The sequence below is a fragment of the Buttiauxella sp. AC038 genome, from assembly GCF_979253565.1.
Genome location: NZ_CEEDCQ010000001.1, coordinates 2,517,302 through 2,542,505 on the forward strand (window position 1 = coordinate 2,517,302; position 25,204 = coordinate 2,542,505).

A 25,204-nucleotide genomic window follows, 5' to 3' on the forward strand; every position below is an offset into this window, starting at 1 on the left:
CAGCCATTTATGAAAACTTCCGCCACGGACAATAATCGGGCAGAAGTTTTCAGTTGGTCCGTTAAACCCTTCGCGCAACCAGTGTCAGAATGGAATAGAGCGCCACGGACTGTTTATCCTGGTTCAGCACTTCAACTGCCCACTCCACCACGCCAACCGGTTTGTCTTCCGTGCTCTTTTGCGGTTTGGCAGTTTTGCGCTTGCACGTCAGGCGCACTTGCAGAGTGTCGCCAATTTTCACCGGTTCGATAAAGCGCAGGTTTTCCATGCCATAGTTGGCGATAACAGGCCCAACCCCCGGATCAACAAACAATCCCGCTGCAGCTGATACCACAAAGTAGCCGTGAGCTACGCGCTCGCCAAAGAACGATTCGGCCGCACCAATTTTATCGACGTGAGCGTAGAAGTGGTCGCCACTCAGATTGGCGAAGTTGACGATATCGGCTTCGGTGATGGTCCGGCGTGCTGTAAGTAAACTCTCGCCAATTTCCAGTTCGTCAAAATGCTTACGGAAAGGGTGAACCGGGCTTTCCTGCACCGCCGCGCCGTAGCACCACTGTTTGCTTACCGCCGCCAGCATTGATGGACTGCCCTGAATCGCCGTGCGCTGCATGTAATGTTTCACTGCTCGCAGGCCACCAAGCTCTTCGCCACCACCGGCGCGTCCTGGGCCGCCATGAACCAGCATCGGCAGCGGCGAGCCGTGGCCTGTGGACTCGACAGATGACTCCTGGTTTAGCACCTGAATGCGCCCGTGAGCACGGGCGGCACCCAGAACAAACTGGCGTGCAATATCGCCACTCGCAGTGACCAGCGTTCCCGCAAGGCTACCCTGGCCTGCACGTGCCAGCGCCATCGCGTGTTCTGAATCGCGATAAGGCATTACGGTAGCAACTGGGCCGAACGCTTCCAGCTCATGTACCGCAGGTGTTTCATCTGGCTGCTGGCACAGCAATAACGTTGGCGGGAAGAAGGCACCGGGATGAGAGCCATCCGCTTTGCCACCTATCACAATCTGGCAGCCAACGGCAACCAACTGATTCACTTTGCTTTGCACATCGTCACGCTGCTCAAGACTAACCAGTGCACCCATTTTCACGCCTTCCTGAGCAGGGTCACCGGGTTGGATCTTCTCAAGTTTGGCTTTCAGCGCCTGAATCACATTTTCCAACTGATCCTGCGGGACGATGACACGGCGGATTGCGGTACATTTTTGCCCAGCTTTGGCGGTCATCTCACGCACCACCTCACGAATAAACAACGTAAATTCAGGCTGTTCCGCTGCCACATCTTCACCCAGCACGCAGCAGTTAAGGGAGTCAGCTTCCATTGTGAATGGGACTGAACGGGCAACAATATTTGAGTGACAACGTAACTTCTGCCCGGTACTGGCTGAGCCGGTAAAGGTCACCACATCTTGTTCATCCAGCAGATCAAACAGGTTACCTACGCCACCGCAGATAAGGCTGATTGCGCCCTCTGGCACCAGCCCGGAATCGACGATGGATTTCACCATCACTTGTGTGAGCTGCGCGCTGGCGGTGCCGGGTTTTATAATGGCTGGCATTCCAGCAAGCCAGGTCGGGGCCAGTTTTTCTAACATTCCCCAACAAGGGAAGTTAAATGCATTGATGTGCAGCGCCACGCCAGATTTTGACGTCAGCACATGGCGGGCGGCGAACCCGCCTTGTTTAGAAAGCGGGATCATTTCATCTTCTGGCCACAGTACATCGTCAGGCAGTTCACGGTTTCCCATACCGGCATAGGCGAAAAGGGTGCCGATACCACCTTCGATATCAACCCAGCTGTCTGCGCGGGTCGCACCGGTCTGTGCGGAAATTTCATAAAACGTTTCTTTGTTTGCCAATAGGTGTTTTGCCACCGCTTTCAACATGGCTGCACGTTGCACGAAGGTCAGAGCGCGTAATGCCGCACCACCTGATTCAATAGCAAAATGACGTGCCTGCGCCATATCCAGCCCTTCGCTGGTAACCTGATACAGCGCCTCACCGCTAATTGCATGATTTATAGTGCGTTCTTTGCCACGTCCCATCACCCATTGGCCTGCCAGATAACTAGTTAACTGCTGCATCAAACACCTCGCTAAGAATTACATTTAATGACACTAATGTTTAATTTGTGAATCATAAAAAGCAAGATGTAATTTAATAATTTATTAACAACGTGATTGCATGCCTTTTTGGGTTATTTCGTAACTTAATGAATAGTTTCGTTTATTTAAAATTTATCGTGATAATGCTCACAAACCATACGTGTTAATTTTGCCGTTTTAGTTAACTTATCTGTAACTTTAAATCATTAAGTGATTCACAATGTCGCATTTAGTGAATCTAAACCGAATCATAAAGGTGATGCCGTGACCGAATTACACCGTTTTGATGAGCGAATTGCGCAGGAAATTGCGATTGAACCGCAGGACTGGATGCCGGATGAATACCGTAAGACATTGATTCGCCAGATAGGGCAGCACGCCCATTCTGAAATTGTTGGCATGTTACCGGAAGGCAACTGGCTGACTCGCGCACCGAGCCTGAAACGCAAAGCGATTTTGCTGGCGAAAGTACAGGACGAAGCTGGACATGGGCTTTATCTCTACAGCGCGGCGGAAACCCTGGGCTGTGCGCGAGAAGACATCTACCAGAAGATGCTCGACGGCAAGATGAAATACTCCTCGATCTTTAACTATCCGACGCTGAACTGGGCCGATATCGGCGTGATCGGCTGGTTGGTTGATGGCGCGGCGATTGTGAACCAGGTGGCGCTGTGCCGCACTTCCTACGGCCCATATGCCCGGGCGATGGTGAAGATCTGCAAAGAAGAGAGCTTCCATCAACGCCAGGGTTTTGAAGCCTGCATGGTGCTGGCGCAGGGCAGTAAAGAACAACGCCAGATGTTGCAGGACGCGATCAACCGTTTCTGGTGGCCTGCGTTGATGATGTTTGGCCCAAACGACGACAACTCCCCAAATAGCGCCCAAAGCCTTACATGGAAAATCAAACGTTTTGGTAACGACGAACTGCGCCAACGTTTTGTCGACAACACCGTACCGCAGGTGGAAATGCTCGGCATGACGGTGCCGGATAGCGATCTCACTTTTAACGAAGCAACAGGGCATTACGAATTCGGCGAAATTGACTGGCATGAATTTAACGAAGTGATTGCCGGGCGCGGGTTATGTAACGAAGAGCGTTTGAGCGCCAAACGTAAAGCGTGGGAAGAGGGTGCATGGGTGCGTGAAGCGGCGCTGGCGTACGCAGAAAAACAGAATTTGTAGGGTGGATAAGCGCAGCCGTCATCCACCATTTACATCGGATATGAAGGATTGATTTATGAGCAATGTTCACTGGCCGTTATACGAAGTGTTTATTCGCAGCAAACAAGGGTTATCGCACCGCCACGTTGGCAGCCTGCACGCTGCAGACCAACAAATGGCGCTGGAAAACGCCCGCGATGCTTACACCCGCCGCAGTGAAGGCTGCTCAATCTGGGTGGTAAAGGCGAGCGAAATTATCGCTTCCCAGCCTGAAGAACGCGGTGCCTTCTTTGACCCGGCGGAAACAAAGATTTATCGCCACCCAACGTTCTACACCATCCCTGATGGCATCGAGCACATGTGAGGCGTGAAATGACTTATTCCCCGTTAACTACTTACACCCTGCGCCTTGGCGACACCAGCCTGGTACTGGCCCAGCGCCTGAGTGCCTGGTGTGGGCATGCACCAGAACTAGAGATCGATCTCGCGCTGGCGAACATCGGCCTGGACTTACTCGGCCAGGCCCGAAATTTCCTGACCTACGCCGCAGAACTTCAGGGTGACCAGCTTGATGAAGACAAACTGGCGTATGGGCGCGACGAACGTGAGTTCCACAATTTACTACTGGCAGAACAGCCGAACGGTGATTTTGCCGACACCCTCATGCGCCAGTATCTGCTGGATGCCTGGCATGTTGAACTGTTTAGCCAGTTGGCGCAAAGCCGCGACCGCCAACTGGCGGCAATTGCCGCAAAAGCCATCAAAGAGGTGCGTTACCACCTGCGCTTTAGCCGTGGTTGGTTAGTGCGTCTGGGCAACGGCACTGAGGTTTCTCAGCAAAAAATGCAGCAGGCGCTCAATAAACTGTGGCGCTTTAGCGGCGAGATGTTCCATGCAGATGAACTGGAAATCAGCCTTGCTGAGCAAGGGATTGGCGTTGACCCGCGCGCCTTGCGTGCCGCCTGGGAAAAAGAGACGTTTAACGGCCTGATTGAGGCGTCACTGGTTAAACCACAAGAAGCGCAATACCGCACGGGCGGCAAGCAAGGGCTACATACCGAACATCTCGGCCCGCTGCTGGCAGAAATGCAGTATCTGCAACGCGCTTACCCCAATCAGCAATGGTAGTGAGGTAAAAATGCAAATTTTCGATGTGGTGGAACCGGCTAGAGTCCGCGATGTATGGCGCATTCTCGGGCAGATCAGCGACCCGGAAATCCCGGTACTGACTATCACCGATCTGGGCATGGTGCGCAGCGTTCACCACCGTGAAGACGGTTGGCATATCGGTTTCACGCCAACGTATTCCGGCTGCCCAGCGACCGACTTTTTGCTGACAGCAATTCGTGACGCGATGGAAGACGCGCACTTGAGCCCGGTCCACATCGAACAAATGCTGCACCCTGCGTGGACAACCGACTGGATGACGCCCGCGGCCAAAACGCGGCTGCGTGAATACGGCATCAGCCCACCGCAAGGCCACGCTTGCCACGCCATATCAGCCAGCGGCGATGTGGAATGCCCACGCTGCGGCAGTTTGCATACCTCGCTTATCAGCGAATTCGGTTCCACGGCCTGTAAAGCGTTATACCGCTGCGACAGTTGCCGCGAACCCTTTGATTACTTTAAATGTATTTGAGGTAGCCATGACGACGTTTCATTCGCTAAAGGTGGCGCGCATTGAGCAGGAAACTCCTGACGCGGTTGCCATCACTTTTGAAGTGCCAGGAGAATTACAGACGCATTTTGCTTTCAAACCTGGCCAGCATTTGACTCTAAAAACTCGCCTCGGTGGTGAGGAGTTACGCCGCTGTTACTCCATTTGTCGCGGCGAACAACCCGGCGAAATCTGTGTGGCGGTAAAAGCCATCGACGGTGGGCGCTTTTCGCAATATGCGGTGAGCGATTTGGTGGCGGGTATGGCGATGGACGTAATGATCCCGCAGGGAACATTCGGCTACCAACCGCAGCCTGAAACTGAGGGCAATTATTTGGCGCTGGCAGTCGGCTCCGGCATTACGCCAATGTTGGCGATTGTTGCAGCAACGCTTGCCACCGAATCCAATAGCCGAGTAACGCTGGTTTATGGCAACCGCAGCAGCCGCAGCATGATGTTCCGCCAGGCGCTGGCCGACTTAAAAGATCGCTACCCACAACGCCTACAACTTATCTATCTGTTCAGCCAGGAAGTGCAGGAAAGCGAATTGCTGAGCGGAAGACTCGACGGCGCGAAACTCAAAGCGCTGGGCGATAACTTGCTCGATGTAAAAGGCTTTAACCGCACGTTCATCTGCGGCCCACAGAACATGATGCATGAAACCGAAGCCGCACTGCTGGAAATGGGCGTGGCGGCTGAAAACATTTTTATCGAACACTTCAACACGCCCGGCACTGCACCGAGCTTGCGCCGCCGCGAACAGGCGGCAGGCAAAACGGTAACGATTCGCCAGGACGGGCGCGACCGCAAAATTACCCTCGATTCGCATGACGAAAGCATTCTCGATGCGGCGTTGCGCCAGGGTGCGGATTTACCTTACGCATGCAAAGGCGGGGTGTGCGCCACCTGCCGCTGCAAAGTGGTGAGCGGTGAAGTGGGGATGGGCGTCAATTACAGCCTCGAGCCAGACCAACTGGCGGCGGGTTACATCCTCAGTTGCCAGGCACTGCCGAAAGGTGACGACGTAGTGCTCGACTTTGATGCGCAGGGGCTGTGATGAGCGAATTATTGGTTAGCCAAAACGGGCGCGTACTGACCCTGACTTTAAACCGACCCGAAGCGCGAAACGCTTTAAATAACGCGCTGCTTGATCAGATCGCCTTAGCGCTGGAAGCCGCGCAGCAAAACGAAAGCACAGGGGCAGTCGTTATTACGGGCAACGATCGATTTTTCGCCGCTGGGGCTGATCTTAAAGAGATGGCGAGCCTTGATATGCCCGCCACGCTTAACGATCCACGCCCACAGCTTTGGGCTCGTATCGAACGTTTTAACAAACCGCTGCTGGCTGCAGTAAACGGTTATGCGTTGGGTGCCGGGTGCGAACTGGCGATGCTATGCGACATCGTAATGGCGGGTGACAACGCACGCTTTGGCCTGCCTGAAATAACTCTCGGCATTATGCCCGGCGCGGGTGGTACACAACGTTTGATTCGCAGTGTTGGCAAAGCGCTGGCATACAAAATGGTGTTGACGGGCGAGGCGATAACCGCACAACAGGCGCAGCAGGCAGGCCTGGTTGCAGAGATGTGCCCTGCGGCGTTAACGCTGGAATACAGCGAAAAGCTGGCGGCGCGCATCGCGCAACATGCGCCGCTGGCATTGCAGGCTGCGAAAACCGCACTGCGCCAGGCACATGAACTGTCTCTCAGTCAGGGCTTAGCCCACGAACGGCAGCTTTTCACGCTGCTTGCCGCCACCGAAGACCGGCAGGAAGGCATTGCCGCATTTCTCGAAAAACGACCCGCTGCGTTTAAAGGACGATAGCCATGACATTCATTCTTAGTGATGTGCAAAACGGCGTGATGACGCTGACGTTAAATCGCCCGGAGCGCCTGAATAGTTTTAATGACGAAATGCATCGCCAGCTTGCTGATGTGCTGACGCAAGTCGAACGTGACGACACCATTCGCTGCCTACTGATAACTGGCGCGGGCCGTGCGTTTTGTGCCGGACAAGATCTCAATGACCGCAATGTTGACCCAAGTGGAGCTGCTCCAGACTTAGGCGCCTCGGTTGAGAACTTCTATAACCCGCTGATTAAGCGCCTGGCCGCATTGCCAAAACCAGTTATTGCGGCGGTTAACGGTGTCGCCGCCGGTGCCGGGGCAACGCTTGCCCTGGGCTGCGATATGGTGATTGCGGCGCGTTCAGCAAACTTCATTATGTCTTTTAGCAAATTAGGCCTCGTTCCTGATTGCGGCGGTACCTGGTATTTGCCGCGCCTTGCCGGGCGTGCTCGTGCGATGGGGCTGGCGTTGCTGGGCGATAAACTGAGTGCGGAGCAAGCCCATCAGTGGGGCATGATCTGGCAAGTGGTGGATGATGAAGCACTCAACGATACCGCTCGCCAGCTCGCCGTGCATTTTGCCAGCCAGCCAACCTTTGGCCTGGGACTGGTGAAGAAGGCACTGAACGCTTCCGAAATAAACACCCTTGAAGAACAGCTCGATCTTGAGCGCGATTACCAGCGCATGGCCGGGCGTAGCGAAGATTACCGCGAAGGGGTGTCGGCATTTCTGGCTAAACGCACACCGGTGTTTAAGGGGAAATGATGATGCTGACACCACAATCAATTATTGCCGTGATTGGCGGCGGCACCATGGGGGCTGGCATTGCGCAGGTTGCCGCACAAGCCGGGCACCGGGTCAGAATTTACGATATCCATCCCGGTGCTGCGGCGCGTGCCATTGATGCAATTGCCACAGCGCTGAGTGCCCGCGTGGCAAAGGGTAAAATGACGGCGTCCGAAAAGCATGACGTTGAAAGCCGTTTAAACACTGCACAGAGCATCAGCGAACTGGCGGATGCGGCACTGGTCATTGAGGCCGCAGCCGAACAAATCGACATCAAGCAGGCCATCTTCCGTGAACTGGCAGCGGTCTGTTCCGCGGAGGCGATTTTCGCCAGCAATACATCGTCGATTTCCATTACCGCGATTGCCAGCGGCGTTGAACAACCACAGCGTGTGGCAGGGCTGCATTTCTTTAACCCAGCACCGGTGATGAAACTGGTGGAAGTGGTGAGCGGGCTGGAAACTTCACCTGCGGTTCTCGAAAGCCTGACCGGCTTGGCGATGCGTTGGGGCAAACAACCGGTGCATTGCCACTCGACACCGGGCTTTATCGTTAACCGCGTGGCGCGCCCATTTTATGCTGAAGCCTGGCGCGCGCTCGAAGAGCAAGTAGCACCAGCGGGCGTGATTGATGCGGCATTGCGCGACTGCGGTGGGTTCCCGATGGGGCCGCTTGCGTTGACCGACCTTATCGGCCAGGACGTGAACTTTGCCGTGACCTGTTCCGTATTCAATGGTTTCTGGCAGGAACGCCGCTTTCTGCCTTCGCTTATCCAGCAGGAACTGGTGTTTGGTAAACGCCTTGGCAAAAAAACCGGGCAGGGCGTATACCGCTGGCCACTCAATGAATCATTGCCTTATCTGCCCGCCGAGCCTGGCGAATCAGATGCGCAAGAAATTCAGCACCATGGTTTTGCCGCATGGCTGAATAATCACGATTCAGGTGACAGTGTCACGTATTCGTATCTTGAACTGGACGATGTTCTGGTGCAGATGACGCAAGGCGAAACAGCGACTCAACTGGCTAAAAGTCTGCAACGCCCGGTCGTGCTGCTTGATCTGGTCAACGACTGGCAAAGCTCACCGTTGGTAGTGCTAGCGGCTGCAGCAAGTAACACAGTTGTGCAGACTGCCAAAGCGATTCGTTTCTTCCAGCAGCAGGGTAAACAGGTGCTGATGATCAGCGACTACCCTGGAATGCTGGTCTGGCGCACGGTCGCTATGCTCGCGAACGAAGCGACCGATGCGGCGCAAAAAGGTGTCGCCAGTGAAGAGGATATCGACACCGCGATGCGCCTTGGCGTGAATTACCCTCATGGCCCGCTGGCGTGGGGCGCGGAACTCGGCTGGCAACAGGTACTGCGCCTGCTGGAAAACCTGCAAAAACATTACGGCGAAGAACGCTACCGCCCAACTTCACTGCTGCGCCAACGCACGCTTCTGGAGACACAACATGAGCATTAATGCATGGGCGAATGCCCGGGAAATGTACGCTCGCGACAACTGTGCGCAGCAGATGGGCATCGAGATTCAGGACATGGGGGATGGATTTGCACGCCTGACCATGACCATCACCGACGTCATGCTCAACGGCCATCAAACCTGCCACGGCGGGCAACTGTTTACGCTGGCTGACACCGCATTTGCCTACGCCTGCAACAGCCAGGGGCTGGCGGCAGTGGCTTCCGGTTGCAGTATCGATTTCGTCCGACCTGGAAAAGCCGGTGATGTGCTGACAGCCATTGCTCAGGTACGCACTCAAGGCCGGCAGACCGGGGTATATGACATTGAAATCATTAACCAGGATGAGAAAACAGTCGCTCTGTTTCGTGGGCGATCGCACCGTATTGGAACCACAGTTTCAGGAGCCAGACTATGAACGACGCATTTATCTGTGACGGTGTCCGCACGCCTATTGGCCGCTACGGTGGGGCACTCTCGTCAGTTCGTGCCGATGATCTTGCCGCGATCCCGCTAAAAGAGCTGATGGCTCGCTACCCGAACCTTGACTGGAACGCAGTAGACGATGTGATTCTCGGCTGTGCCAACCAGGCAGGGGAAGATAACCGTAACGTGGCGCGTATGGCGACGTTACTTGCCGGGTTACCGCAGACAATTTCTGGCACCACAATTAACCGGTTATGCGGTTCCGGCCTTGATGCGTTAGGTATGGCCGCGCGGGCAATTAAAGCCGGTGATGCCGAACTGATGATTGCCGGAGGCGTAGAGTCGATGTCCCGCGCACCCTTTGTCATGGGCAAAGCCAGCACGCCTTTTCAGCGCCAGGCGGAGATGTTTGATACCACGATCGGCTGGCGTTTTGTGAACCCGCTCATGGCTGAACAATTTGGTACTGACAGCATGCCAGAAACGGCAGAGAATGTAGCGGAGTTGTTAAATATCAGCCGTGCCGATCAAGATGCCTTTGCCTGGCGCAGCCAGCAACGTGCGCAGCTGGCACGTGAGAATGGCGTTCTGGCCGAGGAAATTGTGCCGGTGCAGTTGAAAGGAAAAAAAGGCGCGGTGACTGAGATTCGCGAAGACGAACATCCGCGACCGGAAACCACTTTGCAGCAGCTCAACGGACTAAAAGCACCGTTTCGTACCAACGGTGTGATTACTGCCGGAAATGCATCAGGTGTGAGCGACGGTGCGGCGGCGCTCATCATCGCCAGCGCGTCGGCAGCTCAGCGCCACGGTTTAACGCCAACAACGCGCATTGTCGCGATGGCAACTGCCGGTGTTGAACCGCGCCTGATGGGGCTTGGGCCAGTGCCTGCCACCCGTAAGGTGCTGGAGCTGGCAGGGCTTTCCATCAACGACATGGATGTTATCGAACTGAACGAAGCCTTTGCCGCGCAAGCGCTGGGGGTTTTACGACAGTTGGGGCTGCCTGACGACGCCCCACATGTTAACCCCAACGGCGGTGCGATTGCTTTAGGCCATCCGTTAGGGATGAGTGGAGCCCGACTGGCGCTTGCCGCCAGCCACGAACTTCATCGCCGCAACGGGCGTTATGCCCTGTGTACGATGTGTATCGGTGTTGGCCAGGGCATTGCCCTGATCCTTGAGCGTGTGAGCTAATCAACCCTGCGAGTACCCTATAATGATAACCTCTACTACAAAGCTGGAACCGATTGAAACCGCATCAGTTGATGAGCTGCAGGCACTCCAAACGCAGCGTATGAAATGGACGCTGAATCACGCTTATAACAACGTGCCGATGTACAAACGCAAGTTTGATGCGGTGGGCGTGCACCCTGATGATTTTAAAGAGCTGAAGGACATTCGGCTTTTCCCCTGCACCACTAAACAAGATTTGCGCGACAACTATCCGTTCGACACTTTTGCGGTGCCGATGGAACAGGTTGTGCGTATTCATGCCTCATCTGGCACAACGGGCAAACCTACGGTAGTCGGCTACACGCAAAAAGATATTGATACCTGGGCTGATATTGTCGCCCGTTCGCTTCGTGCCGCAGGCGGTACGCCAAAAGATAAAATTCACGTCGCTTATGGTTACGGGCTGTTTACAGGCGGACTGGGTGCGCATTATGGCGCTGAGCGCCTCGGGGCGACCGTTATTCCGATGTCCGGTGGGCAAACTGAGAAGCAGGCGCAACTGATCCGCGATTTCCGCCCGGACATGATTATGGTTACTCCGTCCTGGTGCCTGAACTTGATTGAAGAACTGGAACGTCAGATGGGTGGCGATGCGCGAGATTGTTCGCTGCGTGTCGGAGTATTTGGTGCTGAGCCCTGGACTCATGCGATGCGCCGTGAAATTGAACGCCGCCTCGGCATTACCGCTCTGGATATTTACGGCCTGTCAGAAGTGATGGGACCGGGCGTGGCGATGGAGTGCCTGGAAACCACAGACGGGCCAACTATCTGGGAAGATCATTTTTACCCGGAAATTGTTAACCCGATAAGCGGTGCCGCGCTGGATGATGGCGAGCAGGGTGAGTTGCTGTTCACGACGCTGACCAAAGAAGCGCTGCCGGTGATTCGTTACCGTACCCGCGACCTGACGCGCTTACTGCCAGGCACCGCCCGTACTATGCGCCGTATGGACCGCATCACCGGGCGCTCAGACGACATGCTTATCATCCGTGGTGTGAATGTGTTCCCATCGCAACTGGAAGAAGAGATCGTAAAATTTGAACACCTGGCACCGCATTATCAGCTGGAAGTACATCGCGATGGCCATCTCGACACGCTGGCGGTGAAAGTTGAGCTCAAAGAGAGCAGTCTGCATTTGAGCCATGAACAGCGTTGTTCCGTTTGCCACCAGTTGCGTCACCAGATTAAGTCAATGGTGGGGATTTCAACCGATATCAGCATTGTTAACTGCGGCAGTTTGCCTCGTTCGGAAGGGAAAGCGATTCGCGTTTGTGATTTGCGCCAGGCCGCGAATCAGTAATCACAACCACTATTGGGTCGGTTATATCAGACGCTGCAGCGTTTATCCGACCCGGAAAATCTGTATTTCTAGAAATTGTGAATCGCATTGTTAATGACCTGATTTTTATTGTCTTTGTTGTGCTATGTTTTGGCTAATGTGCGTTAAAAACGGAATTTCTGGCAGATGATGAACAGCAAACTGGAACAGTTTATTGAGCAGGCGGTCAGCGCCGTTCCCATTAGCGGAACGTCGCTGATTGTTTCTTTATATGGAGATGCACTGGCGCATCGCGGCGGTGAAATTTGGCTCGGTAGCCTTGCGACCATGCTGGAGTCACTGGGCTTTGGTGAGCGTTTTGTTCGCACTTCACTGTTCAGGCTTAATAAAGAGGGCTGGCTTGATGTGGAGCGCGTCGGGCGACGGAGTTTTTATCGCCTGACAGAAATGGGCCAGCGCATGACGCGCCGGGCAGAAGCGAAAATCTACCGTGCCGGGCAGCCTGAATGGGACGGCAAGTGGTTGCTTTTGCTCTCCGAAGGGCTTGAAAAAAGCACACTTCAACAAGTGAAAAATCAGCTTATCTGGCAAGGGTTTGGCACACTTGCCCCCAGCCTGATGGCGTCGCCATCGCAAAATCTCGCCGATGTACAAAACCTGCTACATGAAGCTGGTGTGGCGGATAACGTGATCTGTTTTGAAGCCAGTTCACCGCTTCAGACATCAAAAACCGCACTCAAAGCCCGCGTCGAAGAGTGCTGGCTACTCACTGATAAAAATGAGCGCTACGGTGAGTTTATCAACTCGTTTCGACCGTTGTTGCCGCTGTTGCGTGAGGCAGATGCCAGCGAACTGACGCCGTTGCGTTGTTTCCAGATTCAACTTTTGCTCATACATTTCTACCGCCGCGTAGTGCTGAAAGATCCGCTGCTTCCTGATGAATTACTGCCGCCACACTGGCAAGGGCAAAGCGCCCGCCAGCTGTGTATCAACATCTATCAGCGTGTCGCACCGGGCGCACTGGCTTTTGTCAGCGAACATGGTGAAACCTCAGTGGGTGACTTGCCACAACCGGGAAGCGGCTACTATCAGCGCTTTGGTGGGATCAATACCAAGCCGTAAGGAGTTATTATGCCCGTATATCAAATTGATGGACTCACACCCGTAGTGCCGGAAGACAGCTATGTGCATCCCACGGCCGTGCTGATTGGCGATGTGATTCTTGGCCACCGTGTGTATATCGGGCCGAATGCCAGCTTACGCGGTGACTTTGGGCGCATCATCGTCAAAGATGGCGCTAACGTGCAGGATAACTGTGTGATGCATGGTTTCCCGGAGCAGGACACAGTTGTTGAAGAAGACGGGCATATTGGCCACGGTGCGATTCTGCATGGCTGCTTAATTGGTAAAAATGCACTGATCGGTATGAATGCGGTGATCCTTGACGGAGCACAGATTGGCGAAAACAGTATTGTTGGCGCAACGGCGTTTGTTAAAGCCCGTGCGGAATTTGGACCCAACCAGATGATCCTGGGCAGCCCAGCGAAAGTGGTGCGCGAGTTACGCCCGGATGAACTTGCGTGGAAAAAGCAGGGGACACGCGAATACCAGGATTTGGTGATCCGCTGTCAGCAAACGATGCACCAGGTTGAACCACTGCGCGAAGTGGAGCCTAATCGTCACGAAAAAGCTGTGGGTGCCGGTTACAATGTGAAACCCCAGTAATAAAGAGTACCAGGGAAGTTTGGTCACTTCCCTGATGGACAAATAAATAGCCTCTGATTATTCCGGGGTTTATTTTTAATTAGCGATAATGGTGATGATGCCAGCCGTGGTGATGGCCACCATCCCTGTAAATACAGCCAGACAGGCTCATGATAATTACTATGCTACTGATAATTAGTACAAATTTCTTCATGGTTGATACCGTTTCTCACTATTAACATTACCAGTGATTATCGGTGGATATAAAACTGGAACAACCAGATAAAACTCAATTTCATTCCCTTCACATTATCCTCAATATTGCTCAATTAATACTCACCCCATAATTCAATATAAAAAATAATTAATGTGGCGGAATTGATATGCCAATCGCTGAACAAAATCAGACTATTTCGATTGGTTTTTTTGAACCATAGCGAGGATACAAAAAGAGATGGGCAACGCTGTTTCATGTTAGGAATAAATGATGCCTAATTTTTAGATGCATTTACGTGAATTCTGCTGCACCGATGTACTGCCAAAACAGCAAAATTCACGTAGCGACGTCATTTTAAAACAAATTCATTACATTCAATAGGTTATGTTGTAGGTGTTAACTACCCCAGCGGTTTTTAAGGTAGCTAACGGCTTCTCTGGTCTGTGGCTGGTTGAGATTGTTCTCTCTGAACAAAATGGTGCCGCTGATTTGTGGCAAAGATTCGTTCAGATCGAGCTGTTTTTTCAACTCGGGTACACCACCGTTTACAGTCCAGTCTGGCTCTTTCCTGGACGGTTCACCGACTTTGTAGAGCGCAACGCCAATATAGAGCCGCGTATTTGTGGGTTTCACCACATCAGCCCACCATTTTGCGAGCACATCATAACGGGCGGCATCTCGCGCGAAAGGCCAGTACAACTGCGGGGCGATGTAATCCAATAGGCCCTGTTGCACCCACTTTCGTGTATCAGCAAAAGATTCATCGTATGCCGCAGCACCTCTGGTATCGGAGCCTGCCGGATCAAATGAACGGTTACGCCATACGCCAGCAGGGCTCACACCAAATTCGACACCTGGCTTTAACTGTTTGATAGTTCGAGAAACTTGTTCAATTAATTGCTGCGTATTGTGCCGACGCCAGTCCGCTTTTGAATCAAATCCCTGGCCATATTTTTGGAATGTCGGGTTGTCGTTGATGAAGGAACCAGGGGACTCTGTATAGAAGTAGTCATCAAACTGCACGCCATCAACGTCATAACGCGATACCACTTCAGCAACGACACTGGTAATCCAGTCACGAACTTCTGGAATGCCGGGATCTAATACATAACGATCGCCTGATGTACGAATCCAGTCGCGATGCAGCACAAACACGCTCGGTGGTTGGTCCGACAAAGTGTTGTTGAGTTCTGCAACGGTCGACGGTTTAGTATTTGTGGAAACACGGTAAGGGTTAAGCCAGGCGTGAACTTTTATGCCGCGCTTGTGTGCTTCATCGAGCATAAATTGCAGCGGATCGTAACCTGGGTCTTCGCCAATTTTGCCCGTCAGTACATCTGACCATGGCAAAATTTTTGATTGCCAAAGCGCTGTGGCATCGGGTTTGATCTGGAAAAATACGGTATTAATTCCAAGACTTTTCAGGTTATCTAATTTGTTTTTTAGCGCCTGCTGTTGCTGGCTAACGCGAGTGGAAGCGTTATTGGGATTCACTGATGCAACAGGGGGCCAATCAAGACGAGACACCGTCGCGAGCCATACGCCTCGTACTGGTTCTTGATTTTGCGAACGCGATGCTGGATGCGTCTGTTTAGTCACCGGGGTCACGAGTGAGACCGGTGGTTTTGAAGAGCAGCTGGCAAGTAACATAGCGGCGATAACAAAGGCGCCTGACGTTTTCACTTTTCTTGTCATAAGCGGAAAGTTACGAGAGCGGCTGATGGTAGACTCCAATTTTGCGGCACATAGTCAGGAACGAATATTCTCTTCTGATTCGCATTTAAGTCAATGATGTAGATTATGTTAATGGGCATCGGGAAGACTAAATAGAAGAAAAATAGTAGCGAGTGGCACTATGGCCACTCGCCTTAAATAGGATGGCATCAGTACTCCTTAAACGCCAGTTCCAGACGCGCGATTAATGGCTTGAACAAATAGCTCAAGAATGTGCGCTCTCCGGTTTTAATCGTCACACTTGCCGGCATGCCCGCTTTAATTTTGTAGTCGCCCAGCAAACGCACGCCTTCTGTAGAGACCTGAACTTCTGCCAGATAATAGGGCTGCTGCGTGGCTTCATCGATTAAGCGGTCAGCAGAAATAGTTAACACACGCGCAGGAACTGATGGCAATAAGGCATGGTTAAGGGCAGGGAACAGCACATCAACCATCAACCCGGGAACCAGTTTATCAATGGCATGTACCGGTATTTTTGCATCTATTTGCAGAGGTTGCCCGGCAGCAACAATATCCATTAAATGTTCTCCTGGCTGAATAATACCGCCCACAGTACTGACTTTTACATCCAGAACTATGCCATCAATAGGTGAACGAATTTCCGTATTATCCAGTTCATGCCGAGTCGAAACTAACTCATCTTCAAGCACAGAGACTTCTTTTTGTTTTTCCGTAAGTTCGGATTCCACTTCTCGCAAATATTGGTGACGCACTTGATACGCTTTGATCTTCAGTTCATTTTGCTGTGATTTTAGCTTAGCGATATTCAGAATATCCTCTGATACGCTGCCGGATATTTCAGCAGCTTCGCGTTCAAGCACCAGTAATTGTGCTTTAGGGTAATAGTTTTTTTCGCTCAGCGCTCTTATCGCACCCAACTCACGATTGATTAGGTTAGACTGATGATCCCGAAAACTTTTTATTTTATTTAAATTATCGGTTTGTTCTACAAGGCCATCGAGCGTCTCCTGAATCATTGATAATTCATCCTGGATATTTTTTCTGCGTGTTTCGAATAACTTTTCTTGAAGATTCCTGACCTCAATCAGCCGTTTATTCTCAGCAAATTGTTGTGTCAATGTATTATCAAAAGCAATGGTTTCCAGGCCGCCTCGTTCTGCCAGCAAACGGTCTTCAATACTTTTTGCTGACATATATTGTGCATTTAACGTGCTGTAACGCATGCCAAGCTGCATTTTATCCAGCCGCACTAACACCTGATTTCTTTTAACTAAATCGCCTTCTTTAATAAAAATATCGGTGACTCGCCCACCACTTAAATGCTGAATAGTTTTACGGTGGCTTGAAACCGTCACCGTCCCGTCAGCTACCACACCGGCATCTAAAGGAGCTTGCACAGCCCATAATAAAAAACCGCCAACGCCAAGCGTTATAACGATGATCCCACGTAGTATTGGAGGCCAGATATTGGTATCAACGCTGCCAGAACCGGGGGTTTGCGCGTCTTTATTATTCTTTTTCATCATCAGGCCTCTCGTTGCTGTTCAGTACTCGATGAAGAGGAGGTCGCTACCGGTTTTAATATATTGGCCTGCCTTAGATTGGCAAAAACTTGGTCGCGGGTGCCGAACTCTTGCATGGCTCCGTCATTAAGTAATAAGACTTTATTGACTACACCGAGCAGCGTCGGGCGGTGCGAGATAATGACGGTGGTTTGGCCTTGGGTGCGCAGCGTATTAATCGCTTTAACGAGGGCAAACTCCCCTGCATCATCCAGGTTGGCATTTGGCTCATCCAGCACGATGAATGCAGGATTGTTATACACCGCGCGTGCCAGCCCAACACGTTGCCTTTGCCCTCCGGACAATTGGTGTCCGCCTGCACCCAGAGGCGTGTCGTAGCCTTGGGGGAGACGTAAGATCATGTCGTGCACGCCAGCCAAAGTTGCGGCAGCAACGATAAGTTCGCTGTCGTTTTCGGCAAAGCGGGCGATATTTTGCGCGATGCTGCCGTCAAATAATTCAACATCTTGCGGGAGATAACCGATAGATGGGCCAAGCAACTCTTTATCCCACTGGCAAATATCTGCACCATCAAGGCGAACCTTACCGGATAGAGGTTTCCAGACGCCAACCAGCAACTTCGCAAGTGAGGTTTTCCCTGATGCCGAAGGGCCAATAATACCCAGCACTTCACCTTTCTCGAGTTGAAATGAGATATTACGTAGCAGTGGAGCATGTTGGCCTGGTGCTGCGGCAAAAATACTTTCAACACTGATATTTCCTTTCGGACGAGGCAGGGTCAGAACCTCTTTTGGTGCCGGGTACTCCTTCAGCAGTGTTGATATCTGATGCCATGCACTACGAAATTGCACAAACTGCTTCCAGCTTCCGATGATTTGTTCTACCGGATTAAGCACGCGCCCAAGAATGATAGAAGCGGCAATCATCAGCCCTGGGGTAATTTGGCCTCCGATCACCAGTAAGGCCCCGGCACCCAGCGCAATAGATTGCAGCAGCACACGTACAAAGCGGCTTAAACTGTTTAATCCGGCCGTTTTATCGGCAATCTGAGTTTGTAATACCAGCACTTTGTCATGCTGTTCCCCCCAGTGGAGTTTTAGGGTGGAAAGCATTCCCATCGCTTCTATTGTGTCGGAGTTTTGTAATTGCTTATTGAGTTTGCTGGCGTTATTGATGGTTAACACATGTGCTTGCTGAATAGGGCGTTTGGTCGAAAATTCAGAAACCAGGGTCAGGATAAATAATATTGTTATTCCTCCCAAAGAGAGGTACCCCAACAGCGGGTGGACAAGAAAGGCAATGAATAAATATATCGGTGTCCAGGGGATATCCAGCAGCGCAAATAAACTACTGCCGGAAAGAAACTGCCGAATTTGATCCAGTTCGGCTAACGCTTGAGCAGGGTTACTATCGCCTGTAGCAACTTTTCGTTTAAATGCAGCATTAAAGACTAACTTATTCATTTTGACATCGAGCCGGTTGCCAAGCCTAATCATGACGCTTGAACGGGCCGATTCAATCATCGCAATAACGATGTATATGCCGACAATAAGTAACGTCAACATCAATAAGGTCGTCGTATTTTTACTGACCAAAACACGGTCATAGACCTGTAGCATATATATTGCCGGCGCCAGCATAAGCATGTTAATTACACAACTAAAAAACAACAGCATTATAAAGGTCGGTTTAGTACCCTTTAATGCACTCTTCAGTTCTGTTGGTGTATGCTGGCGCGACATAGTCTTCTCCTTACGCAATCAGTGAGTTATTGCCATTATTAGCGGCAAAGGTTGATGGTAATTCGAGAATGAAATCACCAATATTAACGGTGGTTGAGTTCACGCCGACTAAAGTAATGACATCAGCACCAACAGTAACGACGGTATTACCGTTGTTTCCCGTAATTGCGACATTGCTGTTAAAACTACCCGAAGTAATACCTAACAAACTTAAATCGAGGTAGTCCTGCCCGCCAACGGCGTTACTATCAAAACCAGTGATGCGGTCTTGCCCAAAGCTTGCGCTGAAAGCGAAGATGTCATTACCGGTGCCGCCGTCCATTGCATCATTACCCGTTTGTCCGTTGAGGATATCGTTGCCTATGCTGCCAGAAAGAACATCAGCACCTGCTCCACCAATCATCACGTCGTTGCCAATCCCACCCTGGAGGTTATCGGCACCATCGCCACCATCAAGGAAGTCATTCCCCAGCCCACCGGTTAATTGGTCATTGCCTCCCATTCCAAACAAAAAGTCATTCCCGTTGCCGCCAGTAATGTTGTTGGCAATAGCATTCCCGGTACCGATGAAGCTGCCCTGGCCGGTAAACACCAGTTCTTCGATGTTATCGGTCAAGTCGTAGCTTGCGAGGCTGGTTCGGACAATATCTGTCCCGGCATTGAGACCTTCGATAACGATGTCGCCAGCGTTATCAACGATATAGGTATCATTTCCGGCACCGCCGGCCATGCTATCTGCTCCCAGACCACCATCGAGATCATCGTTGCCAGCATCCCCTTGCAAGATATCTTGTCCCGCTTCACCTAACAGGCTGTCATTGCCTGCACCACCAACCAACAAATCGTCACCCGCACGTCCAAGCAGGGTATCATTGCCGCCTTCACCACGAAGGATGTCACTCCATGCGGTGCCGATGAGAGTGTTACCAGCGTTAGATCCAATAATAAGATCGCCAACAGGCTGGGTAGTGGCAGATGTGAGGACAACAGGGGCGTTTCCTTCATCATCTGTGACTGTCACCACCACTTGTAGAGTCCTGCCAACCATCGCCTGAGCCGGAGTGAAGGTGGCCGCTGTGGCACCAACAATATTCACAAACCCGGTCGCAGTGCTCATTCTCCATTGATAATTAAAGTTACCGCCGGTCAACCCGTCCGCATCAGCAATACCCGAGACAACAGCAGTAAGTGTCACGCTTTCGGTCGGTGTCAGGTCATTAATCACCGGGGCACCCGTAGTCGGCTGGTCGCGTACCATAACGGCCTGGGTTTGAGCTGAAACCAGGGTTTCAGCATCTCCCATACGGTCATTGAAACTGGCAACCACACGCAGTGGAGCACCCAAAATAGCGCCAGGTACTCTGAACTCCTCACCGACGGTCTGATCACGCCATTGACCATTGGTAAATGCCTGCCATGTCAGCGTGATAGCTGCGTTAGCCGCAATACCGTTGCCATCCTGCAGATTCGCCAGGTTGACTCGCAGGAGGTCGCCAACTTCGGGTGTTGGGTTATCAATGGTGAGATTTCCTGTAGCCTGTTGTGCCGTTACCCACAACTGTTCACCGTTACCAAACTCCACTTTTTCGATGTTCAGCAGGCGGTCAACACCATCATCAAAATTCAATGCGGCGTCGGGGGTAGCATGGTCAACCCGGAGGCTGCCATCTGGCATACGGGTGAAGGCATAGTTGCTACTGACATCGCGGTAAACCGCAACGTCGGTTTCAGAGCCATTACCCTCACGCAAGATCTCACGCACTATCGAGAGTTGATGCGGTTTTAAGGTGCCTGCCAGCATGTAAGATTTCAGTTCGTTCATGCTGTCTGCACTGGTGATGCCCGGCATTCCGCTGACCGCAATTCGCACGTTCAGCCACGAGTCACCATCAATAATGTCGTTGCCCGTTTTACCGGTTATGCGGTCGCTGCCACCGCCACCGAGTAAAATATCGCTGCCATCATCGGGGTTAACCAACACTGCATTAGGATCCGCAGAGTGTTCAACACCGAGAATGGCCTGCAGACCGCTAATCCTGTCAGCACCTTCCTGGGTAAGATTGTTGGAGAGCGGGGTGCCCAGTACCGGCGCGGTCCCAAGCGGTTGTTCGGTGCCCACTAATATGTCGTTGTGTTTCCAGCCCGATAGCCCCTCAACCAGATCGAAGCGATCCCGCAGGATAAACTCTTGCTGGTTAACGAAAATCGGAATGCCGAGGTCAGAGTTAGCACCATGCGGGTCGCCCTTATGGATTGCCCAGTCGAAACCGGCCATGCCATTGTTGCGCTGAATCCCCGGGCCCTGAACCATGATGTCGTCGCCAGCTTCGCCATCGTAGTCCGTGTCGTTACCCTGGCCGTTAAGCACATCGTGGCCAACTATCGTACTGTTGAAGAACAGCTCGGAGTTTTCACCTGTCAGTGAGTCAAACCCGTCACCGCCTTCTAGCCAATCATCGCCTTCGTTACCAAGCAGAGCATCAGCGCCGGAGCCACCCAGAACAAAGTCATTGTCCCGCCCAGCAAACACTTCCTGGGCATCTTCGCCAACAACTACAAAATCACTGCCGCTGCCACCGAATACCAGATCGTTACCGTTGCCGGAGAAGATGACATCATGACCTGCGTCGCCGTGCAGGAAGTCAGCATCGCCAACTGGCGTGCCGGTGTCGGTAATAATGTCATTACCATCACCACCGTGAACCACATCCGCCTCGTCACCACCATCAAGGCGGTCATCGCCACCATCGCCCCATAGACTGTCGATACCTTTACCGCCGATTAACGTATCGTTACCAGCAGAACCACCGAGTACCACATGCCCATCGCCGGTGTATTTAAGGTAAGCGCCGTCAGCCGCACCATCGCCGTTTACATCCTGAGTGGCAGCGCGCCGTGTCAGCAAAGGCGTTAACAGATCTTTAAGCGGGTTACCCCATTTCGGGTCTATTTCCGTTTGCAGCGCCCGGTTCACTTCGAAAATATGGTCTGGAGTCTGGAACAGGTTAGCGGGCAGGTGAGATGAGCCATTTTCCCCGAGGTCGCTGTTACGCATAACCAGCGCGGAGAATGAGTTGGCTTCCAGCTCATTGAGCATGTTTAGCCCCTGAACTCGACTCAGATAGTAGAAACGGTCGCCGTCTTGTAGCATTTCCATTTGCGTTTCAAAGACAAAGTTGAAGGTAGAACCCAGCATCCCTCCAAACTCGTTCTTACGCTCGGCAAGCCCGCCAATCCAGAAGTCGACCATATTCAGGCCGGACTCTTTAGTGGCCCATGCACCGGTACTGTTGAAGAAATCCATTGCATCGACAGGCGGTTGGGAAGTGCCATCGCCAAACAGCAAGAAGTTCACTGCATCGCGTTTGCCTTCAATGGTGGTTGCGCCAAGAATCAACTCATGTTGGCCATAGGCAGCCATAAAGTTGATGATGGAAGCCGGGTTTTTCAGGTAAGTCGTGAAGTCAGCCCAACTGGTATAAGGGCGCAACTCACTGTTGCCGCTGAGTTCAAAGAACTGCTCACGGGCCTGGTTTAGTGTTGGCATTGCCGTATCACGGCCACGAGCAATGTTAAGAGCGCCTAAATCAAGCGGTAACCCGATAAGGTTGTTGCGCAGCGCATCGGTAATAAATTCATCAATTTCGTTACCGACTTGCCTTGTCATACCGCGAACAATTGCGCCAATTGCTTGTTCATCGGAAACCGTGCCACCGTTAATTTCATTAAAGGCGACCGGGTTCAGGAACGCTTCAATCAAGCCAATGTCACCGTTTTGCATATCAATATCGGTACGCGCTACGGTTTCTGTCAGCATCGAGTGGCCAAACCGGTAAACCACGTGTGCGAACTCAGCAAAGATCAGCGGGTTAATATCTGCCGTGTTGGAGAAGACAAACGGGTCGACAGCAGGCTGTACGGTGCGGGCGAACTCTTCGAAGACCAGGTGCTGATACTGCATCTCTGTGGTGAAACGGCCTGCCTGGAATAAATACTCACCGTTCCAGACCAGGGTGCTGGTATCAGCTGGTAGCTCAGTTATTTGGTGTGCTGGCAACAGCCATTGGTTGATAAGATCGATATCACCAGTTGCCAGCAAGGTAGTTTTATACTCTTCCACCAGACGGTTATGCTCGCTGTGGAAGACGGCATGCACCGCGGTTAAACCGATGTTTTCGTTGCCGCGCCCATCACCGGTGATGAAGTGGCGGTCGAGAAGCTCGTCATCATAGGTTCCGGCTGCCTGAACACCACCAATCACATCATCATCATCGGCCAACAGCCCGGCTTTTGGCGCAGCGGTGTGGGCAATGTCGTCCAGGAAAGAATGCCCGGTGCGCAGCGTTCCTGGGGGCAGGAAATCACCATTCGCTTCAACCAGCCCGGAAGTGGTAACAATCTGCACTTTGCCGTTTTCACTTAAGATCAAGTTGCCGTAACGGTCAGTGGCCAGCAGCGGAACATTAAACACGTCCTGATCGGTGAGTTTAATTCCGAGCATGGTTTCAGCCTGGTTTTTGACATCAGCCCAGGTTGCCAGCCCGCCGTTCGCGCCACCTAATAAATTGCCGGTAGGTTCGGGCTTGCCATCAATCATGACGTATTCGCGGATGAATATCTGATGTGAAGGGTGGGAGGTATAGGTTTGGTTTTGATCGATGAAGGGGGTGGTGAGGTTGACAGTTTCATGGTTAGCATCAACCTTTGCCCTGGTTAATACCATGAAGTTAGTGGGCGACCCTTCTACATATAAGGGGTCATCAGGTTGCAGCGGAATAAATACAATGCCGTTTCCCTCCTTTGGAATTAGATCCAGGCCGTGGTCAAAGAACTGCCCGAATAGTGTCATCCAGCCATTGAAAGCAGGGGACAAACCCACATCCGGAGACAGGTTAGGAATCGACAAACTACCATTTTCCGATGTGGTTCCTCCTCCTGGGGAATCTTGTAAGCCATTATGCGCTTCGACTGCTGCCGGGTTTGACGCGGTTTGGTCCGATATCAAGTTACTGATAATACGCGGGTCTGCATCAATGACCGTCCCACCGAGTTGGGTATAACTGGTCATGGCATCCGCATCTTGCCAATTCAACTCGGTTAGTCTTGGCATATTTTGATCGGCTGAACCGTATAGTTCCTGACCCGGAAGAAGGTTATTCCATGAGCCATCTACGGTACGGATACCGTAGGGTAACAACGGGCTGGAAACTAAATCTCGAAGTGCATCGCCGTTAACACTTCCGTCTGGGTTTGTCGCTGCTTCAGATATCTTTATCTGCTTGAGAATAAAAGCAAGATCGTGCAGCGTGACAGTAAAGTCATATTGTGAGGCCATAAATAATTACCCCTATCTTTACCTTGAACTAGCTATCATCACTCGTACCTGTCGTTTTCAAAAAAGGCAGGAGAATGTACCGTGTGTGTTGAAATGAGTTATCGGGTTGCAATGACGCAACCAAGGTCCATTTTTATATAATTTAAAGTATTGGATACCTTATAAGAGTTATTCTCCCTGCGAAAATAGTTAGCTGAATAAGTTTATTTCCTCGTTCGTAAAAATAAATTTAAGTAAGTTACAGGCAGCCTCGGCCGTTTGAATTTGCAGGTGCATTCAAGGCGAAGGGTTTTAAATATTGATGAATCGTGTATATGGCTGAGGTTTTTACCCTATATGACACTTTTGTTATATTCATAACTATGGTTTTTTCTTTGTGTTACTTCTCTCATACTTTTTAATGAGAAAAATAAAATTTGAAACAATTCTGTCGGGCAGTAATCACAATACGTGACTTTCTTAATGAGAGAGTGGTGGTTATCAAGCTTTTTCCTGCTGAGCTAGGTACGAAATACCAACTTACTAAATTGATAAATATCATTATTAAATTACACGCCCATGCTTTAGACGTTTAGCATTTCTCCCAGAATAACCAAATGATAAAAAATCGCATCATTTATCATGGTAGGAGATATTTTCATTTCTTTACGTTCTGGTTTTATGTCGACAAGGTATTTATGCTGTCATTTTCATAAATCAACAACGCTATTAAAATAGCGTGCTAATTAAATATATTATTTATTCGAATCAAAACCAACAACACCCATAGCATTAACGTTGTGTCGGAAAAATAACAGTAGCAAGAGGGCTGATACCAACCTATCACACATTTCTGGTGATTCATCAAATTGACTTTATTACGTATTGATTAAAAGAGGGGGTTAATTTTAGAGTCAGCGGTGTGTTAACACTGTGGTGTTGACTGGAGATTCTGCAGTAAATCGATTCCCCGAGCGGAAAATCTTATCCGAATACCGCAAGATTTGCTGTCATCCCGGAGCAGGGATGACAGCGTACTTCTCT

General features: G+C 51.4%; 18 protein-coding genes. 13 read left to right on the forward strand and 5 right to left on the reverse strand.

Annotated features, from left to right (window positions below; genetic code table 11):
* Positions 1 to 61: 61 nt before the first annotated feature.
* Positions 62 to 2,092: a phenylacetic acid degradation bifunctional protein PaaZ gene (gene paaZ, locus AC0IXI_RS12040; protein WP_471682460.1), complete on the reverse strand. Its 2,031-nt coding sequence runs from the start codon at positions 2,090 to 2,092 to the stop codon at positions 62 to 64.
* A 285-nt stretch (positions 2,093 to 2,377) separates the two neighbouring features.
* Here paaZ and paaA point away from each other — a divergent pair, with 285 nt between their 5' ends.
* The 13 genes from paaA (at position 2,378) to paaY (ending at position 13,690) form a co-directional block, all read left to right on the forward strand.
* Positions 2,378 to 3,295 carry a 1,2-phenylacetyl-CoA epoxidase subunit PaaA gene (gene paaA / locus AC0IXI_RS12045; protein WP_471682461.1) on the forward strand — a complete coding sequence of 306 codons (918 nt, stop codon included), beginning with the start codon at positions 2,378 to 2,380 and terminating at the stop codon, positions 3,293 to 3,295.
* Between the two features lie 55 nt (positions 3,296 to 3,350).
* Positions 3,351 to 3,638 (forward strand): 1,2-phenylacetyl-CoA epoxidase subunit PaaB, encoded by a 288-nt coding sequence (gene paaB, locus AC0IXI_RS12050; RefSeq protein WP_064518953.1) that lies wholly within the window; start codon positions 3,351 to 3,353, stop codon positions 3,636 to 3,638.
* An 8-nt stretch (positions 3,639 to 3,646) separates the two neighbouring features.
* A complete protein-coding gene (paaC, locus tag AC0IXI_RS12055) occupies positions 3,647 to 4,402 on the forward strand; it encodes a 1,2-phenylacetyl-CoA epoxidase subunit PaaC (protein WP_471682462.1) in 756 nt (251 codons plus the stop codon).
* Between the two features lie 10 nt (positions 4,403 to 4,412).
* On the forward strand, positions 4,413 to 4,913 hold the full coding sequence (paaD, locus tag AC0IXI_RS12060) for a 1,2-phenylacetyl-CoA epoxidase subunit PaaD (RefSeq protein ID WP_471682463.1): 501 nt from the start codon (positions 4,413 to 4,415) through the stop codon (positions 4,911 to 4,913).
* A 7-nt stretch (positions 4,914 to 4,920) separates the two neighbouring features.
* On the forward strand, positions 4,921 to 5,988 hold the full coding sequence (paaE, locus tag AC0IXI_RS12065) for a 1,2-phenylacetyl-CoA epoxidase subunit PaaE (RefSeq protein ID WP_471682464.1): 1,068 nt from the start codon (positions 4,921 to 4,923) through the stop codon (positions 5,986 to 5,988).
* Positions 5,988 to 6,755 carry a 2,3-dehydroadipyl-CoA hydratase PaaF gene (paaF, locus tag AC0IXI_RS12070; protein WP_471682465.1) on the forward strand — a complete coding sequence of 256 codons (768 nt, stop codon included), beginning with the start codon at positions 5,988 to 5,990 and terminating at the stop codon, positions 6,753 to 6,755. The genes paaE and paaF overlap by 1 nt, the downstream gene beginning before the upstream one ends.
* A 2-nt stretch (positions 6,756 to 6,757) precedes the next feature.
* Positions 6,758 to 7,543, forward strand: a complete 786-nt coding sequence (paaG, locus tag AC0IXI_RS12075) for a 2-(1,2-epoxy-1,2-dihydrophenyl)acetyl-CoA isomerase PaaG (protein ID WP_134182563.1) — start codon at positions 6,758 to 6,760, stop codon at positions 7,541 to 7,543.
* 2 nt (positions 7,544 to 7,545) lie between these two features.
* Positions 7,546 to 9,027 (forward strand): 3-hydroxyacyl-CoA dehydrogenase PaaH, encoded by a 1,482-nt coding sequence (gene paaH / locus AC0IXI_RS12080; protein ID WP_471683227.1) that lies wholly within the window; start codon positions 7,546 to 7,548, stop codon positions 9,025 to 9,027.
* Positions 9,017 to 9,442 (forward strand): hydroxyphenylacetyl-CoA thioesterase PaaI, encoded by a 426-nt coding sequence (gene paaI / locus AC0IXI_RS12085; RefSeq protein WP_422568516.1) that lies wholly within the window; start codon positions 9,017 to 9,019, stop codon positions 9,440 to 9,442. The genes paaH and paaI overlap by 11 nt, the downstream gene beginning before the upstream one ends.
* Positions 9,439 to 10,647 carry a 3-oxoadipyl-CoA thiolase gene (pcaF, locus tag AC0IXI_RS12090; protein ID WP_471682466.1) on the forward strand — a complete coding sequence of 403 codons (1,209 nt, stop codon included), beginning with the start codon at positions 9,439 to 9,441 and terminating at the stop codon, positions 10,645 to 10,647. Before paaI ends, pcaF begins: the two co-directional genes overlap by 4 nt.
* Positions 10,648 to 10,669: 22 nt before the next feature.
* Positions 10,670 to 11,986, forward strand: coding sequence for a phenylacetate--CoA ligase PaaK (gene paaK, locus AC0IXI_RS12095; protein ID WP_134182567.1), 1,317 nt, complete (start codon positions 10,670 to 10,672; stop codon positions 11,984 to 11,986).
* 168 nt (positions 11,987 to 12,154) lie between these two features.
* Complete coding sequence (gene paaX / locus AC0IXI_RS12100; protein WP_064519042.1) at positions 12,155 to 13,087, forward strand: phenylacetic acid degradation operon negative regulatory protein PaaX; 933 nt, start codon at positions 12,155 to 12,157, stop codon at positions 13,085 to 13,087.
* Positions 13,088 to 13,096: 9 nt separating this feature from the next.
* The gene (gene paaY, locus AC0IXI_RS12105) at positions 13,097 to 13,690 is read left to right on the forward strand and encodes a phenylacetic acid degradation protein PaaY (protein WP_471682467.1); all 594 of its coding nucleotides are present in this window, start codon (positions 13,097 to 13,099) and stop codon (positions 13,688 to 13,690) included.
* 592 nt (positions 13,691 to 14,282) lie between these two features.
* On the opposite strand, the gene AC0IXI_RS12110 is transcribed toward paaY, so the two are convergent.
* The 4 genes from AC0IXI_RS12110 to AC0IXI_RS12125 all read right to left on the reverse strand — a co-directional run bounded on the left by AC0IXI_RS12110 (position 14,283) and on the right by AC0IXI_RS12125 (position 24,181).
* On the reverse strand, positions 14,283 to 15,581 hold the full coding sequence (locus AC0IXI_RS12110) for a glycoside hydrolase family 10-like protein (protein ID WP_064518931.1): 1,299 nt from the start codon (positions 15,579 to 15,581) through the stop codon (positions 14,283 to 14,285).
* 188 nt (positions 15,582 to 15,769) lie between these two features.
* Complete coding sequence (locus tag AC0IXI_RS12115; protein WP_471682468.1) at positions 15,770 to 17,107, reverse strand: HlyD family type I secretion periplasmic adaptor subunit; 1,338 nt, start codon at positions 17,105 to 17,107, stop codon at positions 15,770 to 15,772.
* A complete protein-coding gene (locus AC0IXI_RS12120) occupies positions 17,107 to 18,846 on the reverse strand; it encodes a type I secretion system permease/ATPase (protein ID WP_471682469.1) in 1,740 nt (579 codons plus the stop codon). Before AC0IXI_RS12120 ends, AC0IXI_RS12115 begins: the two co-directional genes overlap by 1 nt.
* A gap of 10 nt (positions 18,847 to 18,856) precedes the next feature.
* Entirely contained in the window at positions 18,857 to 24,181 is a 5,325-nt protein-coding gene (locus AC0IXI_RS12125) for a peroxidase family protein (protein WP_471682470.1), read from the reverse strand.
* Between the last annotated feature and the right edge of the window lie 1,023 nt (positions 24,182 to 25,204).

Coding starts and splice junctions, on each gene's coding strand:
- AC0IXI_RS12125 (WP_471682470.1), bottom strand. CDS start 24,181: ATGGCCTCACAATATGACTTTACTGTCACGCTGCACGATCTTGCTTTT.
- paaI (WP_422568516.1), top strand. CDS start 9,017: ATGAGCATTAATGCATGGGCGAATGCCCGGGAAATGTACGCTCGCGAC.
- paaE (WP_471682464.1), top strand. CDS start 4,921: ATGACGACGTTTCATTCGCTAAAGGTGGCGCGCATTGAGCAGGAAACT.
- paaH (WP_471683227.1), top strand. CDS start 7,546: ATGCTGACACCACAATCAATTATTGCCGTGATTGGCGGCGGCACCATG.
- pcaF (WP_471682466.1), top strand. CDS start 9,439: ATGAACGACGCATTTATCTGTGACGGTGTCCGCACGCCTATTGGCCGC.
- paaZ (WP_471682460.1), bottom strand. CDS start 2,092: ATGCAGCAGTTAACTAGTTATCTGGCAGGCCAATGGGTGATGGGACGT.
- AC0IXI_RS12115 (WP_471682468.1), bottom strand. CDS start 17,107: ATGATGAAAAAGAATAATAAAGACGCGCAAACCCCCGGTTCTGGCAGC.
- paaG (WP_134182563.1), top strand. CDS start 6,758: ATGACATTCATTCTTAGTGATGTGCAAAACGGCGTGATGACGCTGACG.
- AC0IXI_RS12120 (WP_471682469.1), bottom strand. CDS start 18,846: ATGTCGCGCCAGCATACACCAACAGAACTGAAGAGTGCATTAAAGGGT.
- paaF (WP_471682465.1), top strand. CDS start 5,988: ATGAGCGAATTATTGGTTAGCCAAAACGGGCGCGTACTGACCCTGACT.
- paaD (WP_471682463.1), top strand. CDS start 4,413: ATGCAAATTTTCGATGTGGTGGAACCGGCTAGAGTCCGCGATGTATGG.
- AC0IXI_RS12110 (WP_064518931.1), bottom strand. CDS start 15,581: ATGACAAGAAAAGTGAAAACGTCAGGCGCCTTTGTTATCGCCGCTATG.
- paaX (WP_064519042.1), top strand. CDS start 12,155: ATGAACAGCAAACTGGAACAGTTTATTGAGCAGGCGGTCAGCGCCGTT.
- paaC (WP_471682462.1), top strand. CDS start 3,647: ATGACTTATTCCCCGTTAACTACTTACACCCTGCGCCTTGGCGACACC.
- paaB (WP_064518953.1), top strand. CDS start 3,351: ATGAGCAATGTTCACTGGCCGTTATACGAAGTGTTTATTCGCAGCAAA.
- paaY (WP_471682467.1), top strand. CDS start 13,097: ATGCCCGTATATCAAATTGATGGACTCACACCCGTAGTGCCGGAAGAC.
- paaK (WP_134182567.1), top strand. CDS start 10,670: ATGATAACCTCTACTACAAAGCTGGAACCGATTGAAACCGCATCAGTT.